Source organism: Puniceicoccus vermicola (assembly GCF_014230055.1).
GTDB lineage: Bacteria > Verrucomicrobiota > Verrucomicrobiia > Opitutales > Puniceicoccaceae > Puniceicoccus > Puniceicoccus vermicola.
Genome location: NZ_JACHVA010000033.1, coordinates 47,782 through 61,763 on the forward strand (window position 1 = coordinate 47,782; position 13,982 = coordinate 61,763).

Sequence of the window (13,982 nt, forward strand, 5' to 3'; positions counted from 1 at the left end):
CATGGACATCCACGGTTTCGTTTACTTCACGACGATCCTTCTCGGGATCGCGGTATTGGCGATCTCCTTCACCTCTCATATCGGGTTTGGGGCAATCATCGGCTTCATCGCAGCGGGGATTTTCGTCGGACCCTCCGTCCTCTCCATTAGCTCGGAAGGGAGCGAGCTCCGGGAATTCGCCGAACTCGGCGTCGTACTCCTCCTCTTCACCATTGGCCTCGAAATGCAGCCACGAAAACTCTGGTCCATGCGAAGGCTCGTTTTCGGACTGGGGGCCATGCAGGTCGTCATCACGGGGCTAGCGCTCGCAGGCGTTCTGGGAGCCGTTGGATCTCCGTGGAATGCCGCTCTCATCGGGGGAATGGGACTCGCCCTTTCCTCGACCGCCTTTGTCCTGCCCATTCTCGGCGAAAAGGGTGAGTTGCAATCTCCTCACGGAAGAGCTGCCTTCGGCGTATTGCTGTTTCAGGATCTCGCGATCGTCCCGCTGCTTGCGATCGTCCCCCTCATCGCATCGAGAAGCCACACCACCTCATCGGAAAGCGGTGAAGAAATCCTTTTCGCAGTCGGCGAGGCAACGATGGCCCTCCTCTTCCTCGTCTTTACCGCCCGCTATATCATCCCGCGACTTCTGGGTCTTCTCACCCGGCATCGCAACCGCAAAGCTTTCGCCGGCCTCGTCATGTTTTCGGTTTTTGGGAGTGCCTATCTCATGGATTCGGTAGGTCTCTCCATGGCCTTAGGCACGTTTCTCCTCGGCATGCTCCTCTCCGCCTCAGAATACCGCCACCAGATTGAGGCCATCGTCGATCCCTTCAAAGGATTTCTTCTCGCCCTCTTCTTCATCGCCGTTGGGATGTCGATGGACATCAACCTCTTTTTTGAGGATCCGGTCGGGATCGTCGCTGTCGCCCTACTATTGATCGCTGGGAAGATATTGGTGCTTTTCTTCATCTCCTTGATTCTCGGTCAGGGTCGGGCGGTCTCTGCTCGCGTCGCGATTCTCCTGGGGCAATCGGGAGAGTTTGGATTCGTCCTTTTCGGGGCGGCATTTGCTCATGGGCTTATGCTCGACGCCGGATTTAACCGGGCAGTCTTGATTATCTCGCTAACAATGGTACTCACCCCGTTTCTCGCGCGGATTTCCAACTGGGCCGGAATCAAGCTTACTCCGGAGTTGGTGGGGCCCAACCTATCGAAGGAGCACCGCGAGGCAGTCCCGCCTGAGGAGACAAACCATGTCATTCTCGCCGGGTACGGTCGAGTCGGCACCACGATCGGCCGGATGCTCACCGAGGCAAAGATTCCCTTCATCGCCTTCGACCTCGATCCGATGCGAGTCCAGCGGGCCCGCGAAAAGGGGCTCAATGTCTTCTACGGCGACGTCGGGGACGAGCTAGTGCTCTCCTCGGGCGGAATCGGCAAGGCGAGCTGCATGGTCATCACCGCCCAAGACTCCCATTCTACCGAAAAGATACTCGAAGCGGTTCACAATACCTACAAAGACCTCCGAGTTTTCGCCCGCGCCCGCTTTCTCTCCGAAGCCGACGAGTTCGTGAAGGCCGGAGCCACCTTGGCCATCCCCGACACTCTCGAATCCAGCTTGCGCCTCGGGGAGATCGTCCTGGAAGCGGCTGGATCCCCTCCCGACGAAGCCAGCCGCATCTCCAAGTTCTTCCGTGACAACGGATACAGCGCCCTTCGCGCGAACCCCAGCGTGAAGCACGGCCCTTTTTTCGGAAAATAGACCGAGGCTTGGCCCCCGAGCCCGAAAGGCACCCGCTTCTTTCAAGACACAAAAAAAGCCACCCGATTCCGACAGGCCGGAAACGGGTGGCTGGAAAAATCAAAATTTAGCTCTTCAGGAAGCTGCGGAGCATCCAGCAGGTCTTTTCGTGGACCTGAATCCGAGCGATCATCATATCCTCGGTCTCCTTGTCATCGGCTTCAGCGGCGGCATCCCGGGCCTCACCTGCGTGGCGAATGAGGATCTCGTTCAGATTGACGAGGCTCTCGACCATTTTCTTGGAACCGGCGTCTTCTTCCAGCTCTTGAAAACCGGCCATGCGAGCGAGCGACGAAAGTCCTCCGGGCGAATAGGCGCCTAATGCGCGGATCCGCTCCGCGATATCGTCAATCGCCGAGAAGAGCTCGGTGTATTGCTCTTCGAAAGCGTTATGGAGCGCGAAGAAATTCGGACCTTCGACATTCCAGTGGCAGAGGTGGGTATGCCCCATAAGAGCATAGCTATCCGCTACAACCTGCCGGAGTGCGTCAACTACTTGGGTTTTTGTCTGCGTGTGAGTATCCATAGGAATTCAGTATAGGAGAGCCTCGCCTCAGTGCAAGGGCGAGAGGGGAATAGAAAGGTTTTGCATGGATCGATTTCGAAGCCAACTGTAGTCGGCATGAGCAATAATCCCGCACCGGAGGGCGGCCAAAGCCGTCAGATCAACCTCCAGGATCTCGTCAACCAGTTTATGGGCGGCCTGCAAAGGCATTTCGACATGCTGGCCTTCAACCTCGCCTCGCGCGAAAAAGCCTCGGAGGAGGACTATGACCGGATCTCCAAATCGGTCTACATCATGCCAGCGTCCCGGGCGCATCAGAATTTTGAGCAGACCCAGGCCTACGCCCGCGACCTGCTCATCCGGCAGGTCGTCGGGGATTCCATGAACCTGGCCGTCACCTGCCTCAACAATTCCCACCTCTTCCTTGCCCTCGGCAAGGCGCACCACGACCTAGACGGCGACCAACAGCAGATCCAGCAACAGGCCCAAGAGTCCCAGAAGACTTTTGTCCAGGCTCCGCTCGACCAGAAATTCGACCGACTGGAGAAGGACTACGATATTCGCTGCGACCTCGAGGACAGCCTCATCTCGCTCGGATTCATCGCCCAGGGCTTCATGCGTCAGAAGACCCAAGTCGAAGCCTCCCAGACGGACGATAATGGAGAGCTGGTTGTGGAATTGAAGGCCGTCGACCCCGAATCTATCATCGACAAGGACCTCGCGCCGATCCAGCCCTCCATGATTGAAGAACGGAAGGTCTTCCGGGAAGGCGATAAGATCTTCTTCACCGACCGCGAGCTCCAGCTCATCTTGGTGACAGTCGGCTCCTTCGCCCAAAAACTCTTCCATTCCGTCGCCCAATACGCCCAGCGGATGAAGAAGGAATAACGGCCCGATCCGATGGAGAGACTCTTCGTCGCAATCGGCCTACCCGATTACGTCAATCAGGCCTTGGCGGCTCTCCAGGAGCCAACCCGAGGAATCCGCTGGTCTCTGCCGGAGAATTATCACCTGACCCTCTTCTTCCTCGGTGAGGTAGATCCTTTGCACACCCCGGCGATTCGTGCGGCCATTCGACAGATCCAAGTCCACTCCTTCATCCTTCCGATCGGAGGAGTCGGGCATTTCCCGCCCCGTGGGCAACCGAGTGTCCTCTGGGCGGGAATTGGCAGCGGACACCCTCACCTTTTCCAACTTCAGCATCATCTGACGGACCTACTCTTCAATCTTGGGTTCGATCCGGGCGACCGCGCGTGGAAGCCCCACATCACTCTTGCCCGCTGCAGTGGAGTCTCCCCCGAGACTGTCCGCCAGTTCGAGAAAAGGCACGCCGAGTTCGAGACCGCTCCAGCCCGTGTCGATCAGTTCAGTCTGCTCTCCTCCGAACGGCGGGGGCCACGGCATTTTTATTCCGTGGTCGAGTCGTTTCCGCTTCTCAGCGAGTAGCGCCGATCAATCGCCAAGGAGGCGGTAGGCATCCCGGGCGATTTCCCCTTCTTCATCGGTCGGAATCACCAAGATCTCGATCTTCGCATTAGCCGCACCAATCAAGCCCTCGACTCCGCGAATGTTCTGATTGCGGTCCGGATCGATTTCGACGCCTAGCTCCGACAACCGCTCGGTGCTCTTGGCCCGGATGTTCGAGCCATACTCACCGATCCCTCCCGTGAAGACAATTCCGTCACAACCGTTCAAAACGGCGAGGAAGCTGCCGATATATTTACGGATGCGATAGCAAAAGACATCAATTGCCAACTGGGCAGATTCGCTACCTTCGGCAGCGTGCTTCTCCAACTCTCGCATGTCATTGGAAATACCGGACAAACCAAGAAGCCCGGACTCCCGATTAATGAGTCGGTCGATGTCTTCGAAGGACCATCCAGATCGACCTAGATGCAAAAGAATCGCCGGATCAAGATCACCACTTCTCGTTCCCATTACCATTCCTTCTAACGGCGTTAGGCCCATCGAAGTGTCGAGACAGCGGCCATTTTCAATCGCCGCCATTGAGCATCCATTTCCCAGGTGACAGGTAATCCAACGGCTCGCCAAAGGGTCTTTTCCGGTGAGCTCAGCCGCGCGTCGCGCCACAAAGCGATGCGACGTTCCGTGAAATCCATAACGCCGAATTTTCTCCTCCTTGTAGAGTTTCTCCGGCAGAGCGTAGCGATAGGCTTCAGCAGGTATCGTCTGGTGAAAGGCCGTATCGAAGCAGACCACTTGAGGACGTTCGGGAGCGATCGCGCGGGCGGCCTCGATCCCGATCAGATTCGGGGGATTGTGAAGGGGAGCGAGATCGCTGCAGGCGCGAATCCCCTCCATCACCTGATCATCAACCACAACACTATCTGAGTATTTCTCGCCCCCGTGCACGACCCGGTGACCAAATCCGTCTATCTCCGACAGATCCGATACCGCTCCTTTCTCATCATCCGCAAGGAAGGCTAGAATTGATTGCAACGCCTCCTGATGATCTTTCGCGGAAACATCTGCATCAATCTTTCCCCGAACCGTCTCCTGATGCCCTTTTGGCTTTTCCTCTCCGATTCGCTCGATCAGCCCCGTGGCGTGGACTTCTCTCTCCGGCATGGAAATGAGCTTGTACTTTACAGAAGAACTTCCGCAGTTGATCACCAGTATATTCATGTGACGATTGGCCATTTCTCTTCACCATGTAAATTACACGCCAATCGAGCCAGACGTTTTTTGCAAAACCTGTGAAACCTAGTCGGTCAGAGGCAGAGAAGGCTCAAATCCCAGGCGATCCCCGGCTAGGGAAACCGTCCCCGGATTTGCATAGGCAGCAAAAGCAATCATGGCCGCATTGTCCCCCGTGACCTTCGGCTCGGCCACTAGTCCCGGCAATCGAGTCTTCCCCGCCAATGCAGAAAAGCGTTCTCGCAGGGCCTTGTTGTTGGCCACCCCGCCGGACAAGCCCAGGCTCCGGATTCCACTTTCCGACTTCAGCACCTGCCTCATTTTCCGTACTAACGCGTCCACTACCGCTTCTTGATAGGAAGCACAGAGATTCCCGAACGAGTCCCGGATCTCCTCAGGAGCCATCTTTTCCAATCGGTAACGCAAACTGGTCTTCAAGCCGCTGAAACTGAAGGCGCGCTCCTTGGGATCCGCAAAGGCCCGTGGAAAACGAAAGGCACTGACGTCACCGCCCTCCGCCCGGCGTTCAATCTCCGGGCCACCCGGATACGGGAGTCCCATCAATTTTGCACCCTTATCCAAAGCCTCTCCGGCCGCATCATCACGGGTCTCCGCCAGAATCTCGATTGAGCGGTCCCGCTCCAACCGAAACAGGATGGTATTTCCGCCGCTGACAAGGAGTCCGAGGTGAGGAAGCAGATTCGCCAGTCGCTCCTCAAACGAATCCGGGTCCTCCGCGTGAACGGGGATAAAGGGTGACCAAGCGTGGCCCGCGAGATGATTCACTCCGACCAAGGGACAGTCATGATACAGCGAAAACCCCTTGGCCGCGGCAATCCCGATAGCGAGGCAACCTGCAAGCCCAGGACCCCGGGTGACTGCCACTTGATCAATCGAAGCGAAGTCCACCTTTTCTCGCAGGGATTCGAAGAGCCGGGGAAAATGTTCGAGGTGCTCACGGGCAGCCAGATCCGGCACCACACCTCCAAACTCACGATGCAGCACCAGCTGGCTGTGAATCAGCGAACACTCTAGCCCTTTCGCAGGATCAAAGAGGGCCAAAGCCGACTCGTCACACGAACTTTCGACTCCGAGAATCATGACTCTCCTTCGTCGATCTCGGCTTCCGAATTCATTTCCGACCGCAACAACTCGATCGCTTTCTCCAAGGCCTCGTCGGGGATGGGGGAAAACCCGAACTTATCTTCGAAGGCCTCATCGGACAATCCGAAGTCGTGCTGGGATTGAATGGAAAGGCGCAATATGTCTTCTTCGTCGATTTCGACCAACTCATCCGGTTCGAGTCCCACCCCTTCGATGGCTCTCCCGTCCGGGAGGATGTAACGGGCTGTGGTCATCGAAACTCCGTCGCCACCACTGAACTGATACACCGATTGGACCGATCCCTTACCATAGGAAACTTCACCGACCACCTTGGCTCTCCCCAAAGCCTGCAAGACTCCAGCCATAATCTCCGAAGCGGAGGCGCTGAAGCGGTTTTGCAACAGGACGACGGGGAGATCCTCCGGAACCATCGCCGGCTGCTCGGTATAAAACTCTTCAATCACTCCGAGGCCGCGACCGCGCACGGTGAGAAATTCCACGCCCGCCGGGACAAATAATTCAATATTGCCACGAGCCGCGTCGAGCAAACCACCCGGGTTGTTGCGCAGATCGATGACGAGGCCTTCCATGCCCTCACTGAGCAGCCCTTGAATCGCCTGTTCCAATTCGACCGCCGTTCGTTGCCCAAAAACTCCTACGGAGAGATAACCGATGTGATCCGGAAGCATTTCAATGTCCCGCACACTTTCAAAGGAAAGGAGTCGACGCTCGATCGTCTTCTGAATCACATCTTCCTCGCCAGCACGCCGAACCCCGACCTCGACTTCCGTTCCCGCCTCGCCACGCAGTTGATTCACGATCTCCCCTACACCGGCTTCCTCAACGTCCTCTCCATCGACCTCGACAATCCAGTCCCCGGGCAGGATCCCGGCTTCGCGAGCCGCTCCGTCAGGATTCAGGTCCATGACGAAGACCCGGCCATCAATCTCGCGGACCTCTGCCCCGATGCCCGCATAGGATTGCCGGGTCGGGATCGAGTAATCCTCAAATTCATTTCCCGAGAGATAGGTCGAGTAGGAATCGAGCCCCCCAATCAGGCCGTGCAGGGCATTGTCCCCGAGCTGATCAAAGCCCGACTTGTCCTCGCTTACATAGCTTTCCTCCGCGAGAAGCATCACGTAGCCGACTTTCCCCATGTTTCGCCAAAAAGACAGGGTAAAGACCCCATCCAAGTGTGGTGCGCGTAGATACAGGAAGGTCAGCTGACCGATCACAAAGACCAGCAGAAAGATTACGATGATTTTTCGGAAGCGCACAGAGAGAGTCTTAGAGCAAAATAAGGTGAGGGCAAATCCCCCTCTCATCAACGTCGGGATGCATGAATGATCAGACCGCCTAAATCACTTGGCGCAATAAATCTCCCACTTCTGCGAACCAATCCCGAACCGGTTGTTCGAGCCAGAGAACATAGAGGCCAATCGCCGCGCAGAGCATCGGCCCAAAGGGCACCGCAGTGCCGAATCCAATCGGCCCTTCTTCACCATCGTCCTCGCCGACCGGCGTTTCTTCACCAGGCTCTGATTTTTCGGCAGCCGGAACCTGGGGTGCCTCCCCTTTCATTCGCTGCCAAATCAAGATGGGTAGCAGGAGGACCGTTCCGATCAAGGCCCCTGCAAAGAGTGAAAACACCGCGCCCTGCCAACCGCAAAAAGCCCCGAAGCATCCAGCCAACTTCACATCCCCCTGGCCCAGTGCCTCCTTGCGGAATACGATTTCCGCCAAGGCTCCGAACCAATAAAGAACCGAGGACCCCACCAAGGCACCCACGACTGCGGAGGAAATCCCCGAGAAAGTCGCAATCCCCCCCGGGTTCGCGAACCCGTGCATTTCCGGCACCAAAGCCGATAGAAAAACGCCGAGGAACATTCCGCCGACCGAAAAGCGGTCGGGGATGATAAAATGGTCCAAGTCGATGAATACCGCGGGAACCAGCAATGCGAAGAACGCCCAATAGCAGAGAGCCACCGGAATCGGCTGACTCATCCATGCCAACAGGAACAGGAGGGCAGTCAGGAACTCAACAAACGGATAGCGGATGCTGAATTTGCGCCCGCAGCAGCGAGCCTTTCCGCGAAGGAGAAGCCAACTGAGAATCGGGATATTGTCATACCAGGCAATTGGCTTCCCGCATGCGCAACGGGAGCCAGGGAAGACGACAGACTTCCCCTCCGGAATGCGATAGATGCAAACGTTGAGAAAACTCCCGACGATGGATCCAAAAACGAAGGCGAGAATCCAACCAAACCAGGGGAAGCTTTCAAAGACTTGGGCAGCTGCAGACATCCCTCAGTCTTTACCGCGGGACCGCCGCTGCGGTCGATGCCAAAAACCGACCGCCGCCCACCCGACCGGCGCAGAGATTCCTCCGCCGGTCGAGCAGAACGCGTCAAAGCGCCTTAGTAAATTACCTTGTTGAGCGGATACTCGATGATCCCCTCGGCTCCGGCATCCTTCAGCTGCGGAATGATTTCACGCACCACCTTCTCGTCGAGAATGGTCTCCACCGCGACCCAATCGTCGGCAGTCAGCGGCGAAATTGTCGGCTGGCGCAGGGAAGGAAGGTCTTTGAGAAGTGCTTCCAAGCGCGAGCGCTCGATGTTCAACTTCAGGCCCACTTTGTTCTGGGCTTCCAGAGCGGAGGTCAGCAGAAGCGCGATGTCTTCGATCTTCTTGCGCTTTACCGGATCTTCCCAAGCCGTCTTGTTGGCGATGAGCTTCGTATTCGTGTAAAGGAGAGTGTCGACGATGCGCAACTTGTTGGCCCGCAGCGAGCTACCAGTCTCGGTAAGATCAACAATCGCATCGACCAAATCCGGAACCTTGACCTCGGTGGCACCCCAGGAGAATTCCACATCCGCGGTCACACCGTGTTTCTCGAGAAACTTACGGGTCATCCCCACCACCTCGGTAGCGATGCGCTTGCCTTCCAGATCCTTGACCGTGTGGATATCGGACGCCTCCGGCACCGCGAGCACCCAGCGGGAGCGGACCGTCGAGGCCTTGCTGTAAATCAGGTCACAGACTTCGACGATGTCCGAACCGTTTTCCTCGATCCAGTCGAGACCGGTAAGACCACAATCGAAGAACCCATGCTCCACATAACGGCTTACCTCCTGGGCCCGGACAAAGCTGCCTTCGAGTTCCGGATCATCAATCGACGGACGATAGGATCGGGAGCTGACCTGGATACGGAATCCAGCCATTCCGAAAAGGCGGATGGTCGCGTCCTGAAGACTTCCTTTTGGAAGCCCCAGGTTGAGGACGGGTTTTGTTTCGCTCATCCTCCCAGCATAAGACTCCCAGCCCTGACTCAAGAGAAAATCAGTATCTTATTGTAAAAACCGCTGGACGGTTGTAAAAATCGCTCGCTTTTAACGATCATCTATCACCAAATTGAAACTTATTCGCATTTAGACGCGCCTCATGGACACCACTTCGAAACCCCTTATCTTGATCGTTGAAGACGACGAGGACATTGCCAATGTCACCGCCGAACATCTCGTGGAAGCGGGAATGCATGCGCAAATTTTCAACCGGGTCACGAAAGCGGAAGAGTATCTCAAAAAGAATCACGTCAACCTCGTCCTCCTCGACATCAACCTCCCGGACGCCGACGGCTTCACACTTTTGGACAGCATTCGAAGTAGTGAAACACAGGTACCAGTGATTTTTGTGACGGGTGCGAATTCTGAAACCACCAAAGTCCGCGGACTGGATGTGGGAGCCGACGACTACGTCACCAAACCTTTCAGCGCCAGCGAGCTCGTTGCCCGCATTCGGGCTGTCCTTCGACGCACTGACACCCGGCACGACCTGAACCTGACTCCGAACTTTACGGTATCGGACAAACCCTTCGACTTCCTTGGCGCCACGATTAACGGCGCACGGATGGAAATCATCTTTCCCGATCAGGAGAAGGAAACTCTCGGCCGCAAGGAACTCGGTATTCTTGCCCACCTCGTAGAGAACAAAGGGAAAATTATTCCCCGCAAAAGCATGATCCACGCCGTCTGGGGACCACACGCCAATGTGAAAAGTCGCTCGCTGGATCAATACATCGTGAAAGTCCGTGACCTCCTCAAGCGTCACGGTTGCGACGATGGACCCTTCCGCACCGTTCACGGCGTCGGCTTCATCTACGATCCCGACGGCGAGAATCCCGCGTAAGGTTCGCCTTCGCTAAGCGCCAAAGCGCTTTTCCACCTCGGCTGCGGTGGACTTCATCTCCATCTCGGAGAAAAATTCCTTCAGCCCCTCGACATCGGCTTCAACAGGATCGAGGGAGACCGGATGCGTCTCGGTCAACCGGGTCAGTTTCTGGTTACGGAGTAGATTTTCTTTCTCTTCGCCCACTTTGGCTTGAAACCGCGGCGGCTTGAGGCGACCGGAATTCTGAATGATCCCTTCCAAAGTTCCGTAAGAGCGGAGCCAGTTCGAAGCCGTCTTCGGCCCGACTCCGGCCAACCCCGGGATATTGTCCGAATTGTCCCCGACGAGAGCCAAGTAGTCGGCAATCTGATCTGGCCGCACCCCAAATTTTTCCTGAACGGCCGCCTCATCCAGAGTCCGCCAGCCCAATCGCGGATTGGCAGTCGGCGGCGGTAGCAGCTGGGCAACCTTCCCCCCAACGCATTGGGCAAGATCCTTATCCGCACTGACGATCAGCGACTCTTCTCCCTTCTCAGAAAGACTTCGCGCGGCCGAGGCGATGAGATCATCCGCCTCCACGCCACTGGATTCGATCACCTCGATCCCCATCAACCGGGTCACGCGACGGATCTCCGGAAACTGCTGCCGCAAGGCCTCGGGCATCTCCGTCCGGTTGGCTTTATACTCCGGCAAGAGCGCCTCACGCTCACGATCCCCGTGGAGATCGAAAAAGGCGATCACTCCCGCTTCGGGGTAAAGGTCCCTCAACCGCCAGATCGTCTTCACCCACCCGTGCAAAGCATTGGTCGGAAACCCATCCGCACGCGTCAGCTCCGGAACGGCGTAAAAGCTGCGAAAGGCCAAATTGAATCCATCGAGAAGGAGAGTCTTACCCATAGCCCCAAACCATGCCTGAACTTAGGCACCGAGGGCGACCGGAAAATCCATACACTATAGATCTGTTCTCTTTATATTGACATCGTAAGAATTCGGCTCTCTCGCCCAATAATGAGACGCCATGGAGATACCTAGATCCTAGCCCCTTGACAGCGCGGGCGCAGGGATCACTCTGTTTGCTGTGACTGCTGCAAAACGCTCTACGGAAACCACTCGGCATCAATCTTTTGAAGATGGGGAACGACGATTCCTCTACCTTCTCTTCAAACGAATCCGGGGGGCCAAGCGGCAGTTTTTTCTCCACTCGGACATCCAGGATCTGATCTCCGAGGTCTCCTCCGAAGCGGGAGATGACTTGCCCGAAGGCAGTCAACTCCTCGCCAACCTAAAAGGAGTCATGAGTGCAGCCCACCGGGATCCTTGGCTCGTCGTCGAGTTTCGGCAATCGATCGGACGTTGGTATCATGGCCGCTTCCACCTCGACGACCTTTCCTTCGAGGAGATTCCCGTCAACGACTTCCTCGCCTTCCGCGAGAGCCTCGTCTGCGACAATGGATCTGCAGACGAGTGGCCGATCGAGTTCAACGCCCAGCCATTTCTGCACGATGTCCCGATCATGCGGGAAAAGCGGCAGATTGGGCGGGGTGTCGAATACCTGAACCGAACTCTGTCCCACCGGCTGTTCTCCAGTGCCGAGAAACGAGTCCAAACTCTCTTCGACTTTCTGCAAATCCACCACCACCGCGGACGGCAATTGATGCTTTCGGACCGAATCCAAACTCCGGCCGAACTGCAGCAAGCGATTGAGGGGGCAGAGGAGTTTCTGGCCGACCAACCCGACGACAAGCTTTGGAAAGACATCCGGGCCGAACTCAATTCACTGGGACTTGAAGTTGGATGGGGCGATACCGTTGCCCGGGTTCGTGAGACCGTGAACCTGCTCTCCGAGATCATCGATTCCCCGAACCCGTCCGACATTGAAGAGTTCCTCGGGCGAATTCCGATGATCTTTAGCGTGGTGATTTTCAGTCCGCACGGCTACTTCGGCCAATCCAATGTTCTCGGCCTACCCGACACCGGAGGCCAAGTCGTCTATATTCTCGACCAAGTCAGGGCTCTGGAAAAAGAGATGCGCGAACGGCTGGAAAGCCAGGGGCTGGACACGGAACCCGACATTCTCGTCGTTACGAGACAGATTCCCGACGCCAAAGAAACCGGCTGCGATGTGAAGGAAGAAAGCATTAACGGCACCCGGAATGCCCGCATCATTCGCGTTCCTTTCACCGAAGAGAGCGGTGAAGTCGTTCCGCAGTGGATTTCCCGCTTTAAAGTATGGCCCTACCTTGAGCGCTTTACCATCGATTCCGAGCGTGCCATTCTAGCGGAACTGGGCAATAAGCCTGACCTCATCATTGGCAATTATTCCGACGGCAACCTGGTAGCCACTCTCCTCGCTGAGCGTCTCGGAGTGACCCAGTGCAACATTGCTCACGCCCTCGAGAAGACCAAATACCTCTTCTCCGACCTTTATTGGAAGGAAAACGAAGAGGATTACCATTTCTCCGCGCACTTCACGGCCGATCTCCTGGCCATGAACGCCGCTGATTTCATCATCACTTCCACCTATCAGGAGATCGCCGGAAACGCTTCCAGCGTAGGCCAATACGAGTCGTATTCCTCCTTCACCATGCCCGGCCTCTTCCGGGTTCCCAAGGGAATCGACGTCTTCGATCCCAAGTTCAACATCGTCTCGCCCGGAGCCGATGAGGAAGTCTATTTCCCCCACACCGATCAAGAAAACCGTATCACCGGTCTCAAAAAGGAAATCGACACCCTCCTTTTCGGAGATTTCCCGGGAGCCGTCTCGCAATTCAAGGATCCCGACAAACCGATTATCTTCCTCATGTCGCGCCTCGACAAAGTGAAGAACGTAACGGGCTTCGTGGAATGGTACGCCAAAAACGATCGACTCCGGGAACTGGCAAACGTCTTCGTCATTGGCGGCAACACCGATTTCGACCAATCGAGCGACAGCGAGGAAAAGGAACAGATCCGGATCCTCTACGACCTGATCGAGCGCCACAACCTCCGCGGACAACTCCGGTGGGTTCCCAAGCAATCGGATAAGGTCTTCAACGGCGAACTCTACCGCGTCCTCGCCGACCGAAAAGGCGTCTTCGTCCAACCCGCCCTCTTCGAAGCCTTTGGCCTGACCGTCATCGAAGCCATGACCTCCGGCCTCCCCACCTTCGCCACCATCTTCGGCGGCCCTCTCGAGATCATTGAAGACGGAAAAAGCGGCTTTCACATCGATCCCAATCACGGCGAAGATGTCGCCGAAAAACTCGCCGACTTCTTCGCCCGCTGCCAAGAGGATCCCGACCATTGGAATCAAGTTTCGCAGGGAGGAATCGAGCGCGTCGAAGCCCACTATACTTGGCGACTCTATGCATCCCGCCTCATGTCCCTCTCCCGAATCTACGGATTTTGGAAATTCGTGAGCAACTTGGACCGAGCCCGTTCCCGCGCATACGAACAACTCTTCTATCGCAGCGTCTTCCGCCCCATTGTCGATAAGATGAGCTAGTGAGGGCTTCGCCACCCAGCGAAGTAAAGTCGCAAAACGCTTATAATTAGCTAATTACAGAATTATCTCACACGGATTTATCTGCGTCTAAAAAAAGACTCCTGCCCTGACATCTTCCCACGCCTCTGATCGGATTTCCGCGAAAAATGAGACCTCCCATTTTTCGTCAACCATTTTAGAACAGAGGTATTGAATCTCTCCGAATCGGTTTGGCTGGACCTCATGAGCGCAATCTCCAGACTCGACGGTTCTCCATCGATTCTCTGTCCAACGAA

At 56.2% G+C, this 13,982-nt stretch carries 12 protein-coding genes; 5 read left to right on the forward strand and 7 right to left on the reverse strand.

All coding sequences use genetic code 11. The features are described 5' to 3' along the window. Position 1: 1 nt before the first annotated feature. Positions 2–1,747 carry a cation:proton antiporter domain-containing protein gene (locus H5P30_RS02720; protein WP_185691427.1) on the forward strand — a complete coding sequence of 582 codons (1,746 nt, stop codon included), beginning with the start codon at positions 2–4 and terminating at the stop codon, positions 1,745–1,747. 106 nt (positions 1,748–1,853) lie between these two features. Here H5P30_RS02720 and H5P30_RS02725 read toward each other — a convergent pair whose 3' ends face one another. Next, a complete protein-coding gene (locus H5P30_RS02725) occupies positions 1,854–2,312 on the reverse strand; it encodes a Dps family protein (protein ID WP_185691428.1) in 459 nt (152 codons plus the stop codon). A gap of 96 nt (positions 2,313–2,408) precedes the next feature. Between H5P30_RS02725 and H5P30_RS02730 the strand changes: the two genes are divergently transcribed. Both H5P30_RS02730 and thpR read left to right on the forward strand, forming a co-directional pair. Next, the gene (locus tag H5P30_RS02730; protein ID WP_185691429.1) at positions 2,409–3,179 is read left to right on the forward strand and encodes a hypothetical protein; all 771 of its coding nucleotides are present in this window, start codon (positions 2,409–2,411) and stop codon (positions 3,177–3,179) included. A 12-nt stretch (positions 3,180–3,191) separates the two neighbouring features. Then, entirely contained in the window at positions 3,192–3,737 is a 546-nt protein-coding gene (thpR, locus tag H5P30_RS02735; protein ID WP_185691430.1) for an RNA 2',3'-cyclic phosphodiesterase, read from the forward strand. Positions 3,738–3,743: 6 nt separating this feature from the next. Here thpR and H5P30_RS02740 read toward each other — a convergent pair whose 3' ends face one another. The 5 genes from H5P30_RS02740 to hisG all read right to left on the reverse strand — a co-directional run bounded on the left by H5P30_RS02740 (position 3,744) and on the right by hisG (position 9,355). Continuing rightward, positions 3,744–4,937 carry an acetate/propionate family kinase gene (locus H5P30_RS02740; protein ID WP_185691431.1) on the reverse strand — a complete coding sequence of 398 codons (1,194 nt, stop codon included), beginning with the start codon at positions 4,935–4,937 and terminating at the stop codon, positions 3,744–3,746. A gap of 78 nt (positions 4,938–5,015) precedes the next feature. Then, entirely contained in the window at positions 5,016–6,050 is a 1,035-nt protein-coding gene (gene tsaD / locus H5P30_RS02745; protein WP_185691432.1) for a tRNA (adenosine(37)-N6)-threonylcarbamoyltransferase complex transferase subunit TsaD, read from the reverse strand. Further along, a complete protein-coding gene (locus tag H5P30_RS02750; protein WP_185691433.1) occupies positions 6,047–7,330 on the reverse strand; it encodes a S41 family peptidase in 1,284 nt (427 codons plus the stop codon). Before H5P30_RS02750 ends, tsaD begins: the two co-directional genes overlap by 4 nt. A 79-nt stretch (positions 7,331–7,409) precedes the next feature. After that, a complete protein-coding gene (locus H5P30_RS02755) occupies positions 7,410–8,357 on the reverse strand; it encodes a prepilin peptidase (RefSeq protein WP_185691434.1) in 948 nt (315 codons plus the stop codon). A 113-nt stretch (positions 8,358–8,470) separates the two neighbouring features. Continuing rightward, positions 8,471–9,355, reverse strand: a complete 885-nt coding sequence (gene hisG / locus H5P30_RS02760) for an ATP phosphoribosyltransferase (protein ID WP_185691435.1) — start codon at positions 9,353–9,355, stop codon at positions 8,471–8,473. Between the two features lie 142 nt (positions 9,356–9,497). On the opposite strand from hisG, the gene H5P30_RS02765 reads away from it, so the two are divergent. Continuing rightward, positions 9,498–10,241 carry a response regulator transcription factor gene (locus H5P30_RS02765; RefSeq protein ID WP_185691436.1) on the forward strand — a complete coding sequence of 248 codons (744 nt, stop codon included), beginning with the start codon at positions 9,498–9,500 and terminating at the stop codon, positions 10,239–10,241. A 12-nt stretch (positions 10,242–10,253) separates the two neighbouring features. Here the strand turns inward: H5P30_RS02765 and H5P30_RS02770 are convergent, their stop codons facing one another. Next, on the reverse strand, positions 10,254–11,120 hold the full coding sequence (locus H5P30_RS02770) for a 5'-3' exonuclease (protein WP_185691437.1): 867 nt from the start codon (positions 11,118–11,120) through the stop codon (positions 10,254–10,256). 181 nt (positions 11,121–11,301) lie between these two features. On the opposite strand from H5P30_RS02770, the gene H5P30_RS02775 reads away from it, so the two are divergent. Beyond that, on the forward strand, positions 11,302–13,707 hold the full coding sequence (locus H5P30_RS02775) for a sucrose synthase (RefSeq protein WP_185691438.1): 2,406 nt from the start codon (positions 11,302–11,304) through the stop codon (positions 13,705–13,707). Positions 13,708–13,982 lie beyond the last annotated feature (275 nt).